The 20,484-nt window shown below is 55.1% G+C and carries 21 protein-coding genes; 9 read left to right on the top strand and 12 right to left on the bottom strand.

What is annotated here, in order from left to right:
* Positions 1–98 precede the first annotated feature (98 nt).
* Positions 99–878 (top strand): IclR family transcriptional regulator, encoded by a 780-nt coding sequence (locus AC0VXT_RS08060; RefSeq protein WP_475548223.1) that lies wholly within the window; start codon positions 99–101, stop codon positions 876–878.
* On the opposite strand, the gene AC0VXT_RS08055 is transcribed toward AC0VXT_RS08060, so the two are convergent.
* Positions 875–1,915 (bottom strand): cupin domain-containing protein, encoded by a 1,041-nt coding sequence (locus AC0VXT_RS08055; protein WP_475548222.1) that lies wholly within the window; start codon positions 1,913–1,915, stop codon positions 875–877. The two genes, AC0VXT_RS08060 and AC0VXT_RS08055, sit on opposite strands and share 4 nt — an antisense overlap.
* A gap of 109 nt (positions 1,916–2,024) precedes the next feature.
* Between AC0VXT_RS08055 and AC0VXT_RS08050 the strand changes: the two genes are divergently transcribed.
* Both AC0VXT_RS08050 and AC0VXT_RS08045 read left to right on the top strand, forming a co-directional pair.
* Positions 2,025–3,218, top strand: a complete 1,194-nt coding sequence (locus tag AC0VXT_RS08050; protein WP_475548221.1) for an MFS transporter — start codon at positions 2,025–2,027, stop codon at positions 3,216–3,218.
* A 276-nt stretch (positions 3,219–3,494) separates the two neighbouring features.
* The gene (locus AC0VXT_RS08045; RefSeq protein ID WP_475548220.1) at positions 3,495–4,055 is read left to right on the top strand and encodes a type 1 glutamine amidotransferase domain-containing protein; all 561 of its coding nucleotides are present in this window, start codon (positions 3,495–3,497) and stop codon (positions 4,053–4,055) included.
* Between the two features lie 99 nt (positions 4,056–4,154).
* On the opposite strand, the gene AC0VXT_RS08040 is transcribed toward AC0VXT_RS08045, so the two are convergent.
* From AC0VXT_RS08040 to AC0VXT_RS08020, 5 genes are all read right to left on the bottom strand, one after another.
* Positions 4,155–4,316, bottom strand: a complete 162-nt coding sequence (locus AC0VXT_RS08040) for a dihydrofolate reductase family protein (RefSeq protein ID WP_475548219.1) — start codon at positions 4,314–4,316, stop codon at positions 4,155–4,157.
* A gap of 107 nt (positions 4,317–4,423) precedes the next feature.
* Positions 4,424–5,470: a hypothetical protein gene (locus AC0VXT_RS08035; protein WP_475548218.1), complete on the bottom strand. Its 1,047-nt coding sequence runs from the start codon at positions 5,468–5,470 to the stop codon at positions 4,424–4,426.
* A 553-nt stretch (positions 5,471–6,023) separates the two neighbouring features.
* Positions 6,024–6,197: a hypothetical protein gene (locus tag AC0VXT_RS08030; RefSeq protein ID WP_475548217.1), complete on the bottom strand. Its 174-nt coding sequence runs from the start codon at positions 6,195–6,197 to the stop codon at positions 6,024–6,026.
* A gap of 26 nt (positions 6,198–6,223) precedes the next feature.
* Positions 6,224–6,478 carry a Txe/YoeB family addiction module toxin gene (locus AC0VXT_RS08025; RefSeq protein WP_475548216.1) on the bottom strand — a complete coding sequence of 85 codons (255 nt, stop codon included), beginning with the start codon at positions 6,476–6,478 and terminating at the stop codon, positions 6,224–6,226.
* A complete protein-coding gene (locus tag AC0VXT_RS08020) occupies positions 6,475–6,732 on the bottom strand; it encodes a type II toxin-antitoxin system Phd/YefM family antitoxin (protein ID WP_475548215.1) in 258 nt (85 codons plus the stop codon). Before AC0VXT_RS08020 ends, AC0VXT_RS08025 begins: the two co-directional genes overlap by 4 nt.
* 358 nt (positions 6,733–7,090) lie before the next feature.
* Here AC0VXT_RS08020 and AC0VXT_RS08015 point away from each other — a divergent pair, with 358 nt between their 5' ends.
* Together AC0VXT_RS08015 and AC0VXT_RS08010 are read left to right on the top strand one after the other, a co-directional pair.
* On the top strand, positions 7,091–8,710 hold the full coding sequence (locus AC0VXT_RS08015) for an Eco57I restriction-modification methylase domain-containing protein (protein ID WP_475548214.1): 1,620 nt from the start codon (positions 7,091–7,093) through the stop codon (positions 8,708–8,710).
* Positions 8,707–9,651, top strand: a complete 945-nt coding sequence (locus AC0VXT_RS08010) for a XamI family restriction endonuclease (RefSeq protein WP_475548213.1) — start codon at positions 8,707–8,709, stop codon at positions 9,649–9,651. Before AC0VXT_RS08015 ends, AC0VXT_RS08010 begins: the two co-directional genes overlap by 4 nt.
* 175 nt (positions 9,652–9,826) lie before the next feature.
* Here AC0VXT_RS08010 and araD1 read toward each other — a convergent pair whose 3' ends face one another.
* Together araD1 and AC0VXT_RS08000 are read right to left on the bottom strand one after the other, a co-directional pair.
* On the bottom strand, positions 9,827–10,816 hold the full coding sequence (gene araD1 / locus AC0VXT_RS08005; RefSeq protein ID WP_475548212.1) for an AraD1 family protein: 990 nt from the start codon (positions 10,814–10,816) through the stop codon (positions 9,827–9,829).
* Positions 10,817–10,885: 69 nt separating this feature from the next.
* A complete protein-coding gene (locus tag AC0VXT_RS08000) occupies positions 10,886–11,659 on the bottom strand; it encodes an SDR family NAD(P)-dependent oxidoreductase (RefSeq protein ID WP_475548211.1) in 774 nt (257 codons plus the stop codon).
* A gap of 635 nt (positions 11,660–12,294) precedes the next feature.
* On the opposite strand from AC0VXT_RS08000, the gene AC0VXT_RS07995 reads away from it, so the two are divergent.
* From AC0VXT_RS07995 to AC0VXT_RS07985, 3 genes are all read left to right on the top strand, one after another.
* The gene (locus AC0VXT_RS07995; RefSeq protein ID WP_051145988.1) at positions 12,295–13,044 is read left to right on the top strand and encodes a FadR/GntR family transcriptional regulator; all 750 of its coding nucleotides are present in this window, start codon (positions 12,295–12,297) and stop codon (positions 13,042–13,044) included.
* Positions 13,045–13,229: 185 nt separating this feature from the next.
* Entirely contained in the window at positions 13,230–13,571 is a 342-nt protein-coding gene (locus AC0VXT_RS07990) for a hypothetical protein (protein ID WP_475548210.1), read from the top strand.
* A 457-nt stretch (positions 13,572–14,028) separates the two neighbouring features.
* Entirely contained in the window at positions 14,029–14,418 is a 390-nt protein-coding gene (locus AC0VXT_RS07985) for a hypothetical protein (protein WP_475548209.1), read from the top strand.
* Between the two features lie 114 nt (positions 14,419–14,532).
* Here the strand turns inward: AC0VXT_RS07985 and yjfF are convergent, their stop codons facing one another.
* The 4 genes from yjfF to AC0VXT_RS07965 form a co-directional block, all read right to left on the bottom strand.
* Positions 14,533–15,510: a galactofuranose ABC transporter, permease protein YjfF gene (gene yjfF / locus AC0VXT_RS07980; RefSeq protein ID WP_101305044.1), complete on the bottom strand. Its 978-nt coding sequence runs from the start codon at positions 15,508–15,510 to the stop codon at positions 14,533–14,535.
* Positions 15,500–16,516 carry an ABC transporter permease gene (locus tag AC0VXT_RS07975; RefSeq protein WP_475548208.1) on the bottom strand — a complete coding sequence of 339 codons (1,017 nt, stop codon included), beginning with the start codon at positions 16,514–16,516 and terminating at the stop codon, positions 15,500–15,502. The genes yjfF and AC0VXT_RS07975 overlap by 11 nt, the downstream gene beginning before the upstream one ends.
* A gap of 41 nt (positions 16,517–16,557) precedes the next feature.
* Positions 16,558–18,081 (bottom strand): sugar ABC transporter ATP-binding protein, encoded by a 1,524-nt coding sequence (locus tag AC0VXT_RS07970; protein ID WP_475548207.1) that lies wholly within the window; start codon positions 18,079–18,081, stop codon positions 16,558–16,560.
* Between the two features lie 180 nt (positions 18,082–18,261).
* Complete coding sequence (locus AC0VXT_RS07965) at positions 18,262–19,209, bottom strand: ABC transporter substrate-binding protein (RefSeq protein ID WP_033368837.1); 948 nt, start codon at positions 19,207–19,209, stop codon at positions 18,262–18,264.
* A 165-nt stretch (positions 19,210–19,374) separates the two neighbouring features.
* Here AC0VXT_RS07965 and AC0VXT_RS07960 point away from each other — a divergent pair, with 165 nt between their 5' ends.
* Positions 19,375–20,433, top strand: a complete 1,059-nt coding sequence (locus AC0VXT_RS07960) for an aldose epimerase family protein (RefSeq protein ID WP_475548206.1) — start codon at positions 19,375–19,377, stop codon at positions 20,431–20,433.
* Positions 20,434–20,484 lie beyond the last annotated feature (51 nt).

The raw sequence follows: 20,484 nt of genomic DNA, 5'->3' as shown, positions 1-20,484 counted from the left end.
ATAATATAGTTTATTATTGAAATCCGGCTGGCGTCAAGTGCGGCGACCGGCACCTATGCTTGAACCTGTTATCGACCCTGCTACGTGAACGGAACATCATGACCAGTCAACTCAACGGCTCTGTGCTTAAGGCGTTTAAAATCCTCGACCTGTTTGCGGCGGGGAAAATAGAACTGACTGCACAGGAAACCGCCGATGCGCTTGGCATCAACATGATCACTGCCCACCGGTTTTTGCACACACTGGTCCATGCCGGGGCTTTGCGCGTCACGTCACGCGGGGTGTTTCGGTTGGGATATATGTTTGCTGATTTGGGGCATCGGGTGATGCGCGACGGCAATCTGGCAGGGCTGCTGCAACCGATCCTTGATCAACTGGCGCATGATACGGGGGAGGCCTGCATGGCGACCGAGTTTGATCGCGATATGGCCGTCTGCATTGCCAAGGCCCTGCCCGACCGCCCGCTCTATGTCGATATCCGCATTGGATCGAAACTCGATGCCTTTTGCACCGCCCACGGCAAACTCTGGCTGGCCCATATGAGCCCCGCCGATCAGGATCGATACTTTGCCAAGGCCGATCTCACCTGCATGACCGATCACACCATCACCGATGTCAAAGCCCTGAAATCCGAACTGCATCATATCCGCGATACGGGCTATGCCACCAATAATGGCGAGCGTGAACATGATATTTACGCCATAGCCGTCCCGATCCTGACCCGGCACGGCAATATGGTCTCGGCCTTTTCGGTGTTTGGCGCATCCCCCGCCACCCTGCAAACCCATCGCGACCGATTGCTTGAAAGCCTGAAAACAGCGGCCACCACCGCCCAGAACAGTCTTTATGGCGCGGACAATACGGATAGTGCCGATTAAGCCACCGACGTTGAATCCGCGTGATCCACCCGGCGCACCGCACCGGGCGACATGCCCGTCGTGCGTTTAAACGCCCGGCTAAATGCCGCGACTGAGGCATAGCCAAGCCGGTCGGCCACCTCATCCATCGGCAGTTTTTCGCGCCCGATCCACTGGCTGGCCAGCCGCATGCGCAAGTTCGTCAAATATTGCTGTGGCGTTGATTGCGTCAGCGCGACAAACCGCTCGGCAAAGACCGACCGCGACATGCCCATTTCGGACGCCATATCGGCCACCGACCAATCGCGTCCCGGCTCCTTATGCAAGGCGGCCAAAACGCGTGCGAGTTTCGGATCACGCACCGCCTCGACCCAGCCACACACATCACACCCGGCCTCGACCCAGCGGCGCAGGATGGCTGCGGCCACCACATCGGCCAGCCGGGTCAGGATCACGCCATACCCCGGCCGTTTGGATTTAAGCTCGGCGGTCATCACGTCCAGAATAGCGGGGATTTGCGGATCATGATCGGGCACGGTTTCAATATGCATGACCTCGGGCTTAAGATGCGCGAGGGGATGCAACCACCCCAGATCAAATTCCATCGCACAGCTGAAAATCAGATTGTCCTTTGTCCGGCACACATCCTTTTCACAGGCCCGGATTTCAGACGCCACATCACACAGATGCACCTTTTCAAATGCATCCACACTGCGCAGCGCAACCCCGTCCTTGCTGTATAAATCATGAATACCCGCACAGGGCAGCAGCACCGCATCCCCGCAGCCAAGCGTATGTACCGCCCCGCTTTTGGTCCGCAAATGCACCGTCCCCTGCCCGATGAAATGCAGCCACGCCCGGCTGTCATCGACATCCTCACCAAACCGCAGCCCATAGGGGGCTGAAATCTCGATCCGGCGGTAATCAAGCCCGCGCAGGCGCACGCCCGACAAAAGCTCGCTGACCATATCATGCCCGTTCGCATCAAAGCCGCCATCATACTGGCCTTCGATGTGCGTGGACGGGCTGTTAAACGCGGCATTGGCAATGGGGGACATGACACTCTCGGACGATTGATCAATAACTTCGGACAAACTGCCATAGAACGTCCGACCCGTCCAGTCTATCTTGGGTGCAATGCACAAACATCAACTCAAAGGATCCCCCATGAGTGAACCTCAAACCACCCTCCAACCCGCATCTGCGGCATGGGGTGCTGTTATTTCGATGACGTTGGGGGTTTTCGGCCTTGTCACCGCCGAATTCCTGCCCGTCAGCCTGCTGACCCCGATGGCCGATGATCTTCGCATTACCGAAGGCATGGCCGGGCAGGCCATGTCGGCCACCGCCGTTATGGCCCTGATCACCAGCCTTCTTACCGCAACCGTCACCCGCAAGATTGACCGCCGCTATGTTCTGCTTGGTTTTTCAGTCCTTCTGATTGCCGCGAACATCATGATCGCACTCGCCCCGACCTTTGCGATCCTACTCGCCGGGCGGGTCTTGCTGGGCGTTGCCCTTGGCGGATTCTGGACCATGTCGGCGGCCACCGTCATGCGGCTGGTGCCTGAAAAAAGCGTGCCCCGTGCGCTCGCCATCCTGTTTAGCGGCGTTTCGGCGGCCACCGTCTTTGCCGCCCCGCTCGGAAGCTATCTTGGCGATGTGATTGGCTGGCGCAATGTGTTTTTGCTGGCCTCCTTGCTCGGCGTTCTGGCCCTTGTCGTGCAATTTGCCACCCTGCCCAAAATGCCGCCGCGCGGCCGTGCGACCTTGCGCACCTTGATCGAGGTCATGAGCCGCCCGCGCATGAAATTCGGGCTGTTTTCACTGGTCCTGATCATTACCGGCCATTTCGCGCTGTTTACCTATGTCCGCCCGTTCCTTGAAACGGTGTCCGGTGTGACCACGGCGGGTGTTTCGGGCATTTTGCTGGGCTTTGGGGTCGCCAACTTTATCGGCACCTATGTCGGCGGCGCGCTGATTGCGCGCTCGCTGCGCATGACCATTGCGCTCATGCCGCTCGTCATGGGCCTGGCCGGGGTTGGCATGGTCGTCATTGATGGTGCGGTTGCCCCGACCACCGTGCTTGTCGCGATCTGGGGCATGGCCTTTGGCGGTGTGCCGGTGGCATGGTCGACCTGGATCACCCGCACCGTTCCCGATGAAGCCGAAAGCGGCGGCGGACTTCTGGTTGCTGGTTTCCAGCTTGCCATTGCCACGGGTGCAGCCGCCGGCGGCCTTGTCTTTGACACCAGCGGCGCGCTTGGCGTCTTTACCATCGCCGGTTTCTTACTCCTTGCCGCGTCTCTCATCGTAACGCTGGGCCTGCGAACCGCCCCTGTTCCCGCCGAACAGGGATAACAGCATCGCCCCAACCCCCGCCGATGCCGCATCGGCCCAGCCCGCCCCGGCAGTTGAACGACTGCCGGGGCATTTCTCCCTCGCAACCACCACCATCCCCACCCAAAAACCCGTCATTCCCGCGCCAGGCGGGAATCCATCCATCAAAGCGCACAGGTCCCCACGCCAGTACCCCCAAACCCGTGCCACAAAATCGTCACAGGAAAATTTGGAACGTTATCAAACCGCAGCCGTTGGCGGGGTGTAATGTTCGACATCAATGAAAGGAGCGACATTATGCCTGCGATTGATACCGCAAAGATTTTGATTCTCGCCACCGATGGTTACGAGCGCTCGGAACTGCGCGTTCCGCTTGAAAAGCTCTCGACCCACGGGGCCGATGTTAAAATCGCATCGCCCAAACCGGACCCGATTAAAAGTTGGGATAAAACCGATTGGGGCGATACGGTCGATGTCGATGTCGAAGTCAAAAATGTCGATATCGCCGACTATGACGCGCTGGTCATCCCCGGCGGGCAGATCAACCCGGACCTTCTGCGCAATGACGAAGCATCCGTCAGTCTGGTGCGCGAATTTGTCGCCTCGGGCAAACCGGTCGCGGCGATCTGTCACGGCCCATGGCTTCTGGTCGAGGCCGGTGCGCTGCGCGGTCGCCGTGCGACGTCCTATAGCTCGATCAAAACCGACCTTCTCAATGCCGGCGCGCTCTGGCAGGACGAAGCGGTCGTCTGCGAACAAGGGATCGTCACATCGCGCACCCCCAACGACCTTGACGCCTTTGTCAGCAAGATCGTCGAGGAAGTCAGCGAAGGCACCCACCACAGCCGGGCTGCTTAATCCCGTCAAACTTGACGCTTAAATAAAACGGACGGAGGGGCAATCCTCCGTCCGTTTCACGTTTTAAAAGGCACTTGGCGGCGCAAAGGAACCAAATTTTCACCGGCAGGCGTTAAAAACAGCACCGGTTGAGAAGGCCTTGCTGGGGTGCAGTTTCATGTTTCTGGCCGCAGCACTATCGGTAAAAAGGCGCTTTCCCTTGCCCAGAATGACCGGCATCACCCACAGCCGGTATTCATCGACCAGATCATTGGGAACCATGCGTCAAACCGCGCGCAACCAATTTATGGGTCGGGCGCCTAAGTAGCGGGAACAGGTGCCTGCCTCGTTCGTTTGCCCCCTTAATTCATACGCTGCGGAACTGATTCTTAGCCGTACAGCAGGGAATGGAGGCCGTAGTAAAGAACGAAGGCGTTGACGAAGGCGAGATAATAGAGGCCGGTCATGAAATAGGCCTCCATCTGTGGCGACTTTGTCGAGAGCACCAGGATGTAGCGGGCATCGGTCGGGCCGCGAAAGATCAGCACGAAGAGGACGGCATTGATCATCAAGTGGCCGACGGCATCGACCAGGCCGAACTCGAAAATGCCGAGGACCAGCAAGGTCTGGAAAGCAAAGGCGATCAAGCGGGTCACCACCGAGGCCGCGCCCAGCAAGGTGAAGATGATCACGAACTCCACGAACCCGGCCAGCACCATGTAGGTCTCCGGGTCGATGCCCATCAGAATTCCCGGATGTTTGGCCAGAAGCGGATAGGTCCAGTCCGGAAAGGCGAACTTCTCGATCGCGAGCCAGAGGAAATTGATTCCGGTGACAGCATAAAGGGTCACAAAGCCGGATTTTTTCCAGCCATATGAGGGGCTGGCAGTCGCCATGAAGAAATAGGCGATGGCCGGGAAGATCAGGTAGTCGATCAGATGGAAAACGCCGTAATGGTACAGTGCCAGGACATAGAGCACCAAAATCCCCGCACCAAGCACCGGTGTGGTCCACCGGCTCAGCGCAAAGAGCGCCAGGGCCAGCTGGAACCAGGGCACCCAGACCTCATGAGCGGCCAGCTCCGGCGCAAGGTAGAAGTGAATATCGCCGAACATGGCCATGGCCCATGCAGCGGCAAAGAACAGCCCCGCCGCGCCGCGCATGATCAGGATCGAAAGCCCGTCAAAGACCTTCAGCCGCTTGTGGAACGCGTCCAGGATGCCGCGACGCAGCGCGATGCGGTTGACCATGAAGAACATGAAGACGAGCGCGACCGAGATCAGGAAGAATGTGACGAAAGTGGTGTTCAGCACGGCGTCGATTGATTTGGGCTGGGCCGAGACGTCGAAAGGCTCGAACCACTTGATATGCGCCGCTGCGGGCGACGCGATCAACATCGTCGCAAACAGGATTGCGAGGATACGGCTTATCTTCATTACGCACTTCCCTTCCCCAGCCAATGATCTGGCCGCGTGAAAAATTGAGCCGTCATACGGCGGGGATTATTGCAGCGGGTCCGGCTGTCAACCAGCGCGCGCGTCCATTTCGATGAGGCCACGGGCGTTGTCCGGCTCCCGGAAGGAGAGCTGATTTCAACCGGCGATCGAATGCGTCTCGCAGATCAGCTGTTTCCGCACCCCCCTCCAGCATGTACACCCTTGGCCCTCAATAGCTATCATAGCCTTGATTTTAATGCAAGATTCGGGCTCAGGCGTCAAGAATACTCAGAGTCAGAAGGGCAATCCAGTGTGATAGATATCCAATTCCCTGGCGAACATGGCCGCGATGGTTACGGTTGCGAAAGCCGTCCCCGGCACGCTGTTTGAGAGCACGGAGAACGGCACCGCCTACGCGCGCCCAACCGGCCGCGTCAGCACCGGGAACAAAGCCGGCCAACAAACCCGGCCCCCCGTCATTCCCGCGCTAGGCGGGAATCCATGTGTCAAAGCGCACCATCCATCACGCATCGCGCCAGTACCCCCGCCACCATCACTCATCCATTTCAACAGCAGAAGGCAGCGCAAGCGCGTCGGCAAGCGGACGCTCTGCATCAAGCCCGACCAGAAGCTCCGCCTCTGAAAAAGGAAGATTGACCGTTCGGGGCGCTTTGCTGGAAACCCGGCCAGCGGCACTTTCCATCTGGCGCTTAATGTCGCTTTTCATAATGCCCTCTCGACGTATGCCAAGCGTCAATAATGATACCGCGCCTGCGCGATATAAATCGCGTCATCCGTGTGCTTATACACCAGCCGATCCACCTGACTGATCCGGCGCGACCAATATCCAGACCAGTTATGGCGCAACGGTTCGGGCTTTCCGGTCCCCTCATAGGGCGTGCGCTTGATCTCTTTGATCAGGGCGTTGATCCGCCTGACCATCTTTTTGTCATTGGCCTGCCAGTACAGATAATCCTGCCAAGAGTCCTCGCTCCAGACCAGCTTCATGCGTCGTCGGCAAGCGGACGCTCAACACCGTTTCCCGCCTCAAGTTCCGCAATCGACCGGTTAAGGCGCTGTGCATTGGCCGGACTGGACAGCAGATGCATGGTTTCCTGCATGGCGTCATAATCCGCCTTGCTGATGATCACCACGTCATCACCCGATTTTTGCGTCACATGAAATGGCGTGTGATCCGCATTCGCCGCCTTCATCAAGTCGGCAAAGGCCTGTCTGGCACGGCTGTAGGATAAAACCCGCATGACCATACTCCTGTTAAGGCATCCACGCACACTTGTACATTATATTGTGCAAGTGGACAATAAGTTGCCGAATTTCCCTTTTAAAAACAGGGAGCCTATCCCTAAATTTATTCTGCGAAACATGTTTCCGGAAAACGAATCCTCAGCAACAAATCAAGTTTTGGCTATGTGAACAAAACAGGAATTGACATAAGTCAACCCGTCGACAATAGTTGGAACATGAGTGATTCACCCGAACAATCTGGACGCAAGATCGTTGGTTTTTCTCTTTCGCCAGATATGGCGCGGGAAGTAAAAACCGAAGCCGCACGTCGCGGCTTATCCTTACGTAAGCTCTTCGAAGAAATGTGGACGAAGTATGAAAGAGAAAGAGGCGAGGAAGGGCATGGTCGAAAATGAACGTCAACTCGCCGGTATTGCCTATGCTTTAATCGGAACAGAAATGTGTCTTTCGAAGGCAGAACAACGCCTTGTCGCAAACGCTATATCTCCGAATCCCCAGACCATAGACATCGTCCGTCGAGCGATTGCCACTGGCGACGATCCTCTAGGCACACAATTTTGCATCCTCCGTTCACCAGAACATCGCCGCAAGACCGGCGCAACCTATACGCCTCACATGATCGTCGCATCTATGGTGGCTTGGGCGGCGAGGCAAGCGGAAACACCTTCACGAATTGTTGACCCCGGATGCGGATCGGGTCGGTTTCTCATGGCAGCCGCCCATCGGTTCCCTAAAGCAAAGCTGGTAGCTATCGATACAGACCCACTGGCGTTATTGCTTGTACGTGCCAACGCTGCGGTCTGTGGTTTTGCTAACCGGCTAACTGTTAAAGCGGCAGATTTCCTTGAAATTAAACTGCCAAGGATCAAAGGCCCAACCCTATATATTGGCAATCCGCCTTATGTCCGCCACCATCAGATCAGTGACAAATGGAAATTATGGTTTGCCAACACAGCGACTAAACATGGCCTCAAGGCCAGCAAACTCGCTGGCTTGCATATCTATTTTTTCCTAAAGACACGTATTATGGCCCAGTCCGGCGACTTCGGTAGCTTCATAACGGCAGCCGAATGGATCGACGTAAATTACGGCTCCGTTCTACGGGAAATGCTGTCAAATGGCCTCGGCGGTGCATCGCTGCACGTTATTAACCCCAGAGCACAGCCCTTTGCAGACGCGATGACGACGGGGGCGATTACCTGTTTTACGCCGGGCAATCGTGGCGACGAACTTGCCGTCCGTACTGTAGATAATCTCAATCAGCTTGCAGACCTTTCGCAAGGTAAGCCAATCGCATGGGCAGAGTTACAAGATGCTCCTCGGTGGTCGCATTTCGTCCGCAAGACCCCAAAACCGAGCGCTGGCGACATTGAGCTTGGCGAACTTTTTCGTGTTCACCGCGGTCAGGTAACGGGCGCAAACAGCATTTGGATCGCAGGAGAACAGGCAGCGAAACTGCCCAGTCGCTTCCTTCATCCAACAATCACCAAGGCGCGTGAACTTATAGCGGCAGGCAGGGCCCTTAAAGTTTCCACCGACTTGAAGAAGGTCATCGACTTGCCCGTCAATCTTGATGAACTATCAACATCCGAGCTCAAAACCGTTGAAATATTTCTTACATGGGCGCGGACTCATGACGCAGACAGTGGTTTCGTCGCTCGAAATCGGCGGGCATGGTGGTCTGTAGGGTTAAAGGATCCGGCACCAATCCTCTGCACCTATATGGCTCGTCGTGCACCAGCCTTTGTGCGTAATTTTTGTGGTGCCAGACACATCAATATCGCACATGGCCTCTACCCACGCGAGCCAATCAGCGAGCAACTTCTCGAACAAATCCACACTTATTTAAACGGTAATGTTTGCACTAGCTCGGGCCGTACATATGCAGGAGGCCTCACTAAGTTTGAGCCACGAGAGGTTGAGCGCTTGCATATTCCCTCTGCGGAACGGCTTGCGGAGATAACTGCATCATGACCATTCCAAATATCAATCGCTGGCCTACCATCTGGACCGATGAAGAGCTCACCGAGCAAGCTCAGCATTCAATAAATGCCTTTGTAGATCGCCGTTTGAAAGAGCCACGTAATCGATACATCGAACATTTTAAAGAGCGTCAAGACAGCGTCTTGCGCCTTTTTAAAACTCTGACTGATGTAGATCCGGCTAATCCTGATCCCAACACTGTGCGCGCAATCCTATTTGATCAGAAGTTGCTTGACGCACTACGCTATGTTGCTGGCCCACCGGTATCTGAGGATGATCTGGGTGTACTCGTTACCCGCTCAACAGATCGTCTCACTAAGACCCGTCTGCGCAGTGATGACACACTGCCAGTCTCAGTTCTCAAACTACTATGCAGTATGTCCGATCCCGTTCGGTTTCCTTGGATCGGCGATGGCCGAAAGCCAACGAAACATGAAATCAAACAAGCGATCCGCGCCACAGCCGCGATGCACGCAACGCAAACTCTTCAAACTGAACGTCGTGGTCATGGACGAGTTGTCGAAACGGTGCTGAAAGAGCGCCTGCTCGCTGAAGGATATGTAAAAGCCTCAACGCCGAACAGTGGAAAAATTACTACTCCGAGTCATTGGCCAAAGGAAAATACCTTCTACGGTGAATGCACTGTCTACAGCCGCAAAGCGGATATTCTCGTTGGAACGAAAGACGGTCGAATTATCGCAATCGAAGCCAAAGACTCCTCCTCCGCACTTAACAGCATAAAACGTGTTTTGAACGACACGGCTGCAAAAGCAAAGCACTGGAAAGTAAAAGCAGGTGAAGAAATTGTACCCGTTGCCCTGCTGTCAGGTGTGTTTGGGGTTGAAAGCCTGAAAATCGCACAAGAAAGCGGCCTTTACATCGTATGGACTCACGCTCTAGACAGCTTTGTTGATTGGCTGACTGCTCAATAGGGGCAACGTTCTTTTTCCGTTCGGCGCGGCCTCCCTAGGAACACCTCAGACTGAACTCGCCCTTACCCAAAACCCCCGGCCCAATCGCTTGAGCCGGGGAAGTTTGTGTCGTTCGGAGGAAGGCGGGGTTTTGACACCCCTTGGGATTTCAAAAATCCCGAAAACACGCATCAGGTTAGATGGTTTTCACAACCACCTTGCGTTCCGCCTGCGTTTTCAACCGGTTGCGCAGGGCCCGGCCAAACAGGGGCGATTCAATTTCGAACTCATCCCCATCCTGTGTCGTCACACCATCGGCAAAGCTGAGCGTCGCCGTGCCAAAGAAATGCGCATGCACATCGCCGGGGCGGCAAAACAGGTCATATTTGAAATGATGGTATTCAAGGTTGGCCAGCGTATGGGACATATTGTCTTCGCCGCTGACAAACGGTTTTTCCCAGATCACCTTGCCATCGCGATACAGGCGTGATGTGCCCTCAACATGGCTTGGCAAATCGCCGAGCAACAATTCCGGGCCCATGGAGCACGCACGCAGTTTGGAATGGGCCAGATACAGGTAATTCTGGCGTTCGGTCACATGGTCGGAAAACTCGTTGCCAATGGCAAAGCCGATGCGCACCGGATTGCCATCCGGGTCAATCACATAGATCGCGGCGATTTCGGGTTCTTCGCTGCCATCAAGCGCAAAGGACGGGCTGGGCATATCCGCCCCCGGACTGGCGACGATCGAACCATCACCCTTATAAAACCATTCGGGCTGTACGCCGGTTTCCCCGGCTTTCGGTTTGCCGCCCTCAACCCCCATGCGAAACATCTTCATGGAATCGGTTTCATCGGCCGCCTTGGTGCCCGATGTATGCATGTTGGCCCGTGCCGAGGCCGAACCAAGGTGGGTCAGGCCGGTGCCGGTCACCAGAAAATGCGCCGGATCGGCATGGCTGATCGGCGGCAAAAGACGCCCGCTTTTGGCGACCTCGTCATAACTGATGCGGTCTTCGCCCATGCGCGACTTGGCCGCCGCAATCATGGTCGTGCCTTCCTTGATCGCGATTTCGGCCAGCTTCCGGGTCGACGAAACCCCGGTCAGCACCAAAAGCGTCTCGGCATCTTCAACAACGGCAACATGCTGCGCGCCGGAGGTCTCTTTAAATTGAACCAGTCTCATGAAATGCGTCCTGATATCCTGATATAAGTCTGTCTTATGCGGGAAGTATCGTTGTGTAAGTGCGCGGGATCAGACCCAGCCCCCATCAACGATAAAGTTCTGGGCGGTGACCATCCGGCTTTCATCGGAGGTCAGGAAAAGCGCCATGCGCGCGATGTCTTGCGGCATTACCTTGTTCTTAAGGCACTGGCGTTCATCAATCTCGCGCTCGGCGGCTTCATCAACCCAAAGGTCAAGCTGGCGCTGCGTCATGACCCAGCCGGGCACAAGCGTATTGACGCGGATGTGATCCTTGCCAAGGTCGCGTGCCATGCCGCGTGTCATGCCATGCGTTGCCGCCTTTGCCGTGGTGTAGCCGGGCATGCCGCCCTGCCCCATCATCCAGCTGACCGACCCGAAATTGACAATCGCGCCACCCCCGGCCTTTTGCATCATGGGTGCCACGGCCTGAATGGCAAAGAACGATGGGCGAATGTTGATCGCCTGGCGTTCATCCCAGTATTCCGGGGTGACGTCCTGCCATTTATGGCGGGTATCATTGGCGGCATTATTGAGCAATGCGGTGATCGGGCCATTAAGCTCTGCCGCCTTGGCGATGGCTGCCTGAAGCGCAGCAATGTCGGTCAAATCGCATGTGATGAAAACCGGCTTGTTGCGCGCCGTCTTGCCAAGTTTCTCGACCAATTCATTGCCGGCATCTTCGATGATGTCGACAAAGGCAACCTTGGCCCCCTGCTCGACAAAGGCCGTAACGATGGCCTCGCCAATGCCCGAAGCACCCCCGGTGATGAATACTGATTTGTCTTCAAGGCTTGTGTAGTGTGTCGGTTTGCGATCAGCCATGATCGTTCCGTCTCCCATATTCTGGTCTATTGTTCTCTATGCGTCGGTCAAACATACAGGGACTCCGTATGTCAGACATCCGTATTCTCACACCAAAATTGGCAGAATTTGCATCAAAAAGCCGATGGCGCAGCGCAGCGGGGAAATTTTTCCTCAAGCGTGAATATGCCCTGTCACATCGGGGGATCACCGCCCTTTTCAGGTGCCAGAGATCTCAATCCCTTGTGTCCACATGATGCTTCCTCCTGACAATCTTGTTTTTGGGTCAGGGTCTATTAATTTGGCGCAAAGGACGCTCCAAATCTGTGTGGATGCCCTTCCAATCAAACTAATAGACCCTGCCCCTTATTCTTCATACAATAACATTAATGATCAGGATATCCGCCCCTGTCAAGCGTCAAACAGGCGAAGTCATGCCTTTCGATCTTGGCAACTGTGGTTTATAACACATCACCTTTGCACGAAGGATTACATCGCACCGCACAAGTCCCCTGAAATAATTATATGCTTTGCAGCACAAGGGATTAAGCTGCCTAGATAAGTTGCTCTAAAAATTAATTCATATTATATGAATAATATCAGCGCGGGCTTTTCGCCGTTTTCGTATTTAACAAGGCCGTGCCGGAGGGAATTTAATGTCGTCTACTATGTCGAGAACCTATGCCAAACGCAGCCTGCACAGCATTGTTGCGCATGATCTTGGAATGCGCATCGTTTCTGGCAAACTGGTCCCGGGGGATGTCCTGCCGACCGAGGCGGCTTTAAGTGAATCCCTCGACGTCTCGCGCACGGCCCTTCGCGAAGCCATTAAAATCCTCTCGGCCAAGGGACTGATTGAATCACGCCCCAAAACCGGCACGCGGGTTAAACCGCGCACCAGCTGGAACCTGCTTGATCCTGATGTGCTGTCATGGCACTTCCCCGATCCGGACCCGGCGTTTCTCTATAGCCTTCTCGAAACCCGCCTGATTATCGAGCCCAATACCGCCGCCATGGCCGCCATCCGTGCGACCCCGGAACAGATCAAGCATCTGGAAACCGCCTATTTCGAAATGGAAAAGGCCGAACCGGGGACCGAGGCTGTCTATATGACCGACCTTGTCTTCCATCAGGGTATTTTGGATGCGTCGGGCAATGATTTCATGAAATCGTTTGGCATGCTGATTGAAACAGCACTTATCGGCTCCTTCCGCCTGTCGTCTGGCGGGCCAAAGGCGCACGTTAAATCGCTTCCCGATCATCACGCGGTCTATGCCGCGATCAGTCAGCGCGACCCGGAAGAAGCACGTGCTAAAATGCACGGCCTGCTCCGCCGCACCATGCGTCAGCTCCGTCAGGAACTCGGCATGGAAGCCGAACATGACTGGGACGTGATCGGGCTGTAAGCCTGCCTCAACGGTTCTGGCGGGCAACGAAACAGCCCGTCCCGGACCAGATCAGCGGATTAGCCGATCAGCCGGTCAGAAGATCGCGCCGCCGATGGCTCCGCCCTATCCCATCACATCCCCTGACGTGAAACGTCGCACAACCGGCCCTTTGGCCGGTTTTCTTCATTTTAACGGAGAATGTGATGAAACACCTCATGATCGCGCTTGGCGCGCTGTTTGTTTTTGCGCTGGGCACCCAGACCGCAAAAGCAAATCTAAAGAAGGATTACTGCAGCAACCAGGAATACTACACCAATGCTGGCGCCAATGACGGCAGCAAATACCCGCACCTTCATTGCGGCAAGACCTTCCTGACCTACAGTGCCAGTTCCGGCAAACACTATAACTTTGTCGTCGGCGACGCGCTTAAGACCGGAACGGCGGGCAGTGCCTGCTCCAAAGCAGATGAGCAATCGGCCGATGCGCTGAAAGACATCATCGCCGAGGTTTGCACCGACGACAGCAAAACCTGCACCGGCTGCTGATTAGAACCGCACAACTCAGGGCGGCCCGATGGAGGGTTCAATGAACGGCCGATGGATGGTTCAATGAACGGTCCGACGAACGGCCCTAGGAACTGTTCAATGAATGATCCGACGGACGGTCAGATGAACGGTCCAATGGCCGATCCGACGAACGATCCAAACGGCCGCCCTGTCCATTCCTCATACAAATATCATTTCGCCAAAAGTTGACAAACCGGCCCCCGTCGCCGGGATCGCGCCCGACCGCCGCCCATTATTCACCAAAAATGACTAATCAGATGAATTAAACAATATATCTGAATAAAAATCGGGCCGGAACAGCACCCCGTTCCGGCCCGATTTCACATTTTTACAGTCCGATCTATTAACACATCACACTCGCCTCTGCACACCGTCTAGGAAAAGCATAGCGACGTGAGAGAAGAGAATCTTTTTTCAATAAAGCGAGGTGGCCAAAATGAAGTTGATTTTGTGTATGCTGCTCGCAGCAACTATCGACACTGTAGCTTCACTTCCTGCAAGCGCAGATTCTACAAACCCTAAACTAGTTGTATGTTCGGGGCAGGAATACTTTACAAACACCGGTGAAAATAACGGTGATGTTTTTCCCAATTTACATTGTGGTGACAGCTGGCTTACCTACAACAGTGACAAAGACAGTTTGGAGATCAAAATTGTCTCTGACGGTAAATTTTCAACGGAAAATGCGGCGGCCGCATGCTTGGATGCCCAAAGTTTAGGCGCGCGGAGCCTTTCCGAGAGGATTGCACTCGCCTGCGTCGGGTACACAGGAGAGGCGTGCCTCCCCAACGCAATCCCACCAAATCCCTGCCTGAGCGGGAATTGAGAAAGACGGCCCCACCTAAAACGCATATCGTCAAAGGAGCTATCCGTTTGATTTTTCGGGGTTTCTAAGTGCGGCTGCGTCTGGATCATACGCATCCAGACGCAGCTCATGCAATCAGCCCGCCCCGGCCCGCATGCCCGAGAACGACCGGGTAATCAGGCGCTGCAAAACGATAAAGCCAAACAGCAATGCGCCAATCATGATCTTGGTCCACCAGCTATTAAGCGACCCGTCAAACGCAATCAGCGTCTGGATCACACCCATGATGATCCCGCCAAAGAACGTCCCAATCACAAAGCCCATACCACCGGTCAAAAGGGTTCCGCCAATCACCACTGCGGCAATCGCATCAAGCTCCACACCCACCGCTGCCAATGGATAGGCAGATGCGGTGTAAAAGGCAAAGACAACACCGGAAAGCGCGCTGAAAAAGCCTGACAATGCATAGACCCGAATGATGGTTGCATGCACCGGAGTTCCCAGCAATTCCGCCGATTGTCGGTCCCCGCCAATGGCATAGACATTGCGCCCGAACCGGGTGTAATGGGCAATGATGATCCCGCCAATCACAGTCAGGATCATCAACACCGCCGATGCCGTCAACCAGCCCCGTCCGGGCAGCGGAATTTTAAAACCGCTGAACTCCGACACAAAGGAATGGTCAATCGGAACAGAGTCCAGATTGATCAAAAAGCACATCCCGCGCAGGAAAAACATGCCTGCCAGTGTGATGATAAACGGCTGAATATCAAACTTGGCAATCAGCACCCCCATTAGGGCCCCGAATGCCGATCCGACAATGATCGAAATCACTGCGGCCAACACCGGATGCATGCCAAACCCGGTGACAAGTTCGGCCATCAACACCCCGACAAAGGCAATCATCGAGCCGACCGACAAATCAATCCCGCCCGACAGAATGACAAAGGTCATGCCAACAGCAGTAATGATCAAAAAGGCATTATCGGTCAGAAGTGCGCCCAGAACGTAGGTGTCTGAAAACGCACGATGTTCAAAAATCCCATAGCCATACAGCAAGGCCAGAACAGCCAGGGTCGCGACCAGCGGGTAAAAGCGTTCATTAATTTTCATTGGATTTTCCCCGCGTCATCTTTCCCCATGCCAAACCGACAAGTTCGCGCGATTTTGGTGCCTGCACCAGCAGTACCGCCATCACGACAGCGGCCTTGACAATCAGGGTGTATTGCGACGGCAAACCCGACAATAAAATGCCGGTGGTCAGGGACTGAATGATCAAAACCCCGATCACGGTCATGCCGATAAAGAACCGGCCGCCCATCAGCGACGCCCCGCCAATCACCACGGCCAAAATCGCATCAAGTTCAAGCCAAAGCCCGGCATTGTTGGCATCCGCCCCGCGAATATCCGCAGCAATAATGATCCCGGCCACCGCCGAACACAGCCCCGCCGTGGCATAGGCCATCAGCTTGATCCCGCGTGCGTCAATCCCGGCAACCCGGCTGGCGCGCGCATTGCCGCCAACCGATTCAACAAACAGGCCAAGGGCTGTTTTGCGCATGATCAGATACAGCCCGCCAATGACAAAACCGGCAATGATCACCCGCCACGGAATACCAAAAAGATACCCGCTGCCAATACCTTCAAAGAACGCCCCGTGGAAGGTCACGATCTGACCGCCGGTGATCATCTGCGCGATACCACGCCCGGCCACCATCAGGATCAGGGTGGCAATAATCGGCTGAATATCAAGGAAGGCGACCAAAACACCGTTCCAAAGCCCGCACAAAAGCCCGGCCCCAAGCGCGGCCAGAATGATCACGGCAGGATGCAGATCGGTATCGCGGATCAAAACCGCCATCACCGCCCCGGAAATCGCAATCACCGAGCCGACCGAAAGATCAATGCCGCGTGTGCCAATGACAACCGCCATCCCGACCGCAACAAGGGCGGTTGACGCCCCGCGATGAACCACATCAACAAGCGACCCATAAAGATGCCCGTCAACAATGCGAACGTTAAAGAAGTCCGGCGAAATCACGCCAATGCCCAGAATAATCAGGACAAGGGCGGCAACCGGGCCAAACCACGGACGGCTTATTAAAGAAGATGCAGACATGATGCTGCTTTCCCGTACTTTCTTTTTATCGTGTAAACTGCTCATCGTGCGATCGCCTCGATGATGTTTTCCTGCGTGATCTGAGCACCCGTCAGCTCAGACACCTTTTCACGGTCGCGCATCACCGCAACACGGTCAGCAAAGGCAACGATTTCATCAAGCTCACTTGACGCCACCAGCAAGGCCAGCCCCTCGTCACAGAGTTCCTTGATCAATTTGATGATGTCGGCATGTGCGCCGACATCAATGCCGCGCGTCGGCTCATCCAAAATCAGAAGCAGCGGCTTGGACACCAGCCAGCGGGCCAGAATGACCTTTTGCTGATTGCCACCACTAAGCTGCCCGACGGGCTTTTCGCTGTCCGGGGTGGCAATGCCAAGCGCCTTGATCATTTTATCGGCAAGCTGTTGTTGCTCGGCGCGCGGGATTGGGCGCAGCCATCCTTTGCGGCCCTGAAGGGCGAGCATGATGTTTTCACGCACACTCAGTTCGGCAACGATCCCGTCTTGTTTACGGTCTTCCGGGCACAGGCCAAAGCCCGCCCGGATCGCATGGCGCGGCGACCGCAGCATCACCGGTTCCCCGTCCATAAAGACAAGGCCGCTGTCGGCCCGTTGTGTGCCAAATATCAGTTCGGAAAGTTCCGTCCGCCCCGACCCCAGCAAACCGGCAAGACCGACAATCTCACCGGCCTGAAGATCCAGACTGACCGGTTCAAGTACGCGTTTCTTGCCAAGGTTCTTGACCTGAATTTCACGTTTGGGTCCGGTATAATTGCCTTCGTCCTGATGACGGTGTGCGCTGACTTCGGCCAGTTCATGGCCCAACATATGATTGATCAGATCAATCTGTTCGAGTTCTTTGGTGACAAAGGTGCCGACCAACTCGCCATTGCGCAGCACCGTGATCCGGTCGGTGACGGCATAGACCTGATCAAGGAAATGGGTAACAAAAACAATGCCAAGCCCCTTGGCCTTAAGGTCGCGCATGATGCGAAACAGGCTTTTGATTTCTTCGGCATCGAGGCTTGCGGTCGGTTCATCCAAAATCAGAACCCGCGCATCAAGGGCGACCGCCCGCGCAATCGCCACAAGTTGCTGAATGGCAACCGAATAGGAGCCCAATGGCCGGTGGATGTCGATATCAAGACCCAAGATTTCAAGCGCGGCCTTGGCGTCTTCGTCGGTTTTTTTCCACGCAATCAGACCAAATTTACGGGTCTGACGTTCCAGCATCAGGTTTTCGGCCACCGACAACGTCGGGATCAGATTGACTTCCTGAAAAACTGTGGAAATACCCAGCGCCTGTGCGTCGCCCGGGTGGTTTGGATGGATTTCTGTGCCGTCGAGTATGACGGACCCGGCATCGCGCGGATGGACCCCGGTGATCACCTTGATCAAGGTCGATTTGCCGGCCCCGTTTTCACCCAAAAGTGCGTGAATTTCGCCTTCGTGCAAATCAAAATCAACGTCCTGCAGGGCCTTGACCCCGGGAAAGAATTTCCCCGCCCCGCGGACTGAAAGCACCGTCTTGCCCGTTTGTTGGGGCTGTGTTGCCTGTGCCATATAAACGCCCTCTCCCTTTTGGTTCTGACTGGGCTAAAGCATTTTGTCTGCCATCTGCTTTAGCCTATATGCACCCGGACGCACCCCCACAATCGCGGGAGCACGTCCGACGCATTATCAGCCAGAATTCATCAGATCACCGTTCATAGCGTGATGCACGGATAACCTGATGACTGCACGTTACTTGCTGCGCATTTTGTATTCTTCAGCAGCAGTCGCCGGCAGGTAGAGCGGGCCATTTGCCTTGATCCATTTCGGAACTTCTTCACCAGCCATCGCTGCTTTGATCGCATCGAAGGACGGTGCACCCAGATGCGGGTTCAGCTCGATCGTGGCATTGGTATCGCCGTCAGCCATGGCTTTGAAGATATCAGGCACCGCATCAATCGATACGACAAGGATATCATCAGCCGGGTCAAGACCGGCTTCCTTGATGGCCTGAACGGCACCAAGTGCCATGTCATCATTGTGCGCATAGACCGCACAGATGTTTTTGCCGCCATCTTCGGCCTTCAGGAAGCTTTCCATGACTTCCTTACCACCCGAACGGGTGAAGTCACCCGACTGCGAACGGATGATGTTGATCGCCGGGAAGTTGCCGACAACGGATTCAAAACCTTCTTTGCGGTCATTGGCCGCAGACGACCCAACGGTGCCCTGCAGTTCAACAACATCACAAACACCGTTGGTTTCAGCAGCCAACCAAGCAGCAGCCAAGGCACCTTCGACGACGAAGTCAGAAGCCACTTTGGTCAGATACAGGTCTTCGTCCGCAGCAACACCACGGTCCACCAGCACGACCGGAATACCGGCATCTTTGGCTTCTTTAAGAACCTGATCCCAACCGGTTTCAACAACCGGGGCCAGCAAGATACCGTCAACGCCCTGGGCGATGAAGGAACGAACTGCCTTGATCTGGTTTTCCTGTTTCTGCTGTGCATCAGAGAATTTCAGGTCAATGCCGCGTTTTTCGGCTTCGGCCTTGATCGATGCGGTTTCAGACGTACGCCAGCCACTTTCAGAACCGATCTGCGAAAAGCCGATCATCATTTCTGCCTGTGCGGCAAACGAAAGACCCAGTGCAACGCCAAGTGCCGCAGTTGATACGGCTAATTTTTTGAGACTCACCACGAGTTCCTCCCTAAGTGTGGTTTCTTGCTTAAAAGCCATATAGTAATACAATATGAGTTGAAGCGACTCAACCATATAGTTATTCGCTCATACACGGGATCGCTCCCCGCGATCCGAAACATGTGCTAAGCTCAACAAAAGCAAAGACTTCGGGAGTTGGAAATGTCGAATTCACCGCAATCCTCAAAGGTTGTACACCCCTCGTCAGACACCCCTAAAGAAGGTGCAAATGCCCCCCGGCATGTGCTGCGCACCGATCAGATTCGCGTCAGCCTTTCTGCGGTTGGCGCGCGGATGTGCGGGCTGTATCTGCGCGATGCCAGCAGCGGAAATGAAACCAACATTGCCGTCGGTCTGGAAAATGACGGGGCATATCTGGCGCAAGACAGCTATATCGGCGCAGTTTGCGGGCGTTACGCCAATCGAATTGCCAATTCGCGCTATCCCGACCCGTCGGGCAAGGACGTCATTCTTTCGTCTAATGAAGGGCCGACCCATTTGCATGGTGGCCAAATCGGCTTTGATAAAAAGACATGGACGGTGAAAGAAGCCAGCGACACAAAAGTCTGCTTTGAGCTGACCTCAGACGATGGCGATCAGGGCTATCCGGGAAGCTTCACCGCAACGGCCACCTATTCGGTCATCGCCCCCAATCGCCTGCGTCTTGAACTGACGGCGACCTGTGACCAGCCCTGCCCGGTTAATATGACCAGCCATGCCTATTGGAACCTGTCGGGCGCGTTTAACAAAACCGCCGCCGATCATGTTTTACAAATCAATGCCGATGCGTGGCTGCCAATTGATGATCATTTGATCCCGCTTCCGGGCACCCGTGATGTCGCGGGAACCGGCTATGATTTCAGAAGTGCGGCACGGGTGTCGGACATGCTGCCCCATGCGTCGCAGGGGTTTGATCATAATTTCTGCCTGACCGGAGATCGCGGCACATTGCGCCAGATCGCCACCCTGTCTGATTCCGATAGTGGCCGATCCATGAAACTGTTTTCAACCGAGGCTGGCCTGCAATTCTACCTCTGTCAGCATTTCACGCCCGATATGAAAACCGAAACCGGCGTTTCGCTTCACAAATCGGCTGGCATAGCACTTGAACCCCAAACTTGGCCCGACAGCCCCAACCGCCCGGATTTCCCGAGCCCTTGGGTGAAACCCGGTGAGACGTATCGGCATGTGATTGAGTGGGAGTTTTCCTCTCACACTTGATTGAAAAGCAACCATGGGTTTTATTAGACATATAAATGAATATTTCCTAAT

The organism is Thalassospira sp. Z349TD_5 (assembly GCF_056173045.1).
Note: the sequence above shows the minus strand (reverse complement) of the source record. Positions and strands in the feature narration are given on the sequence as shown.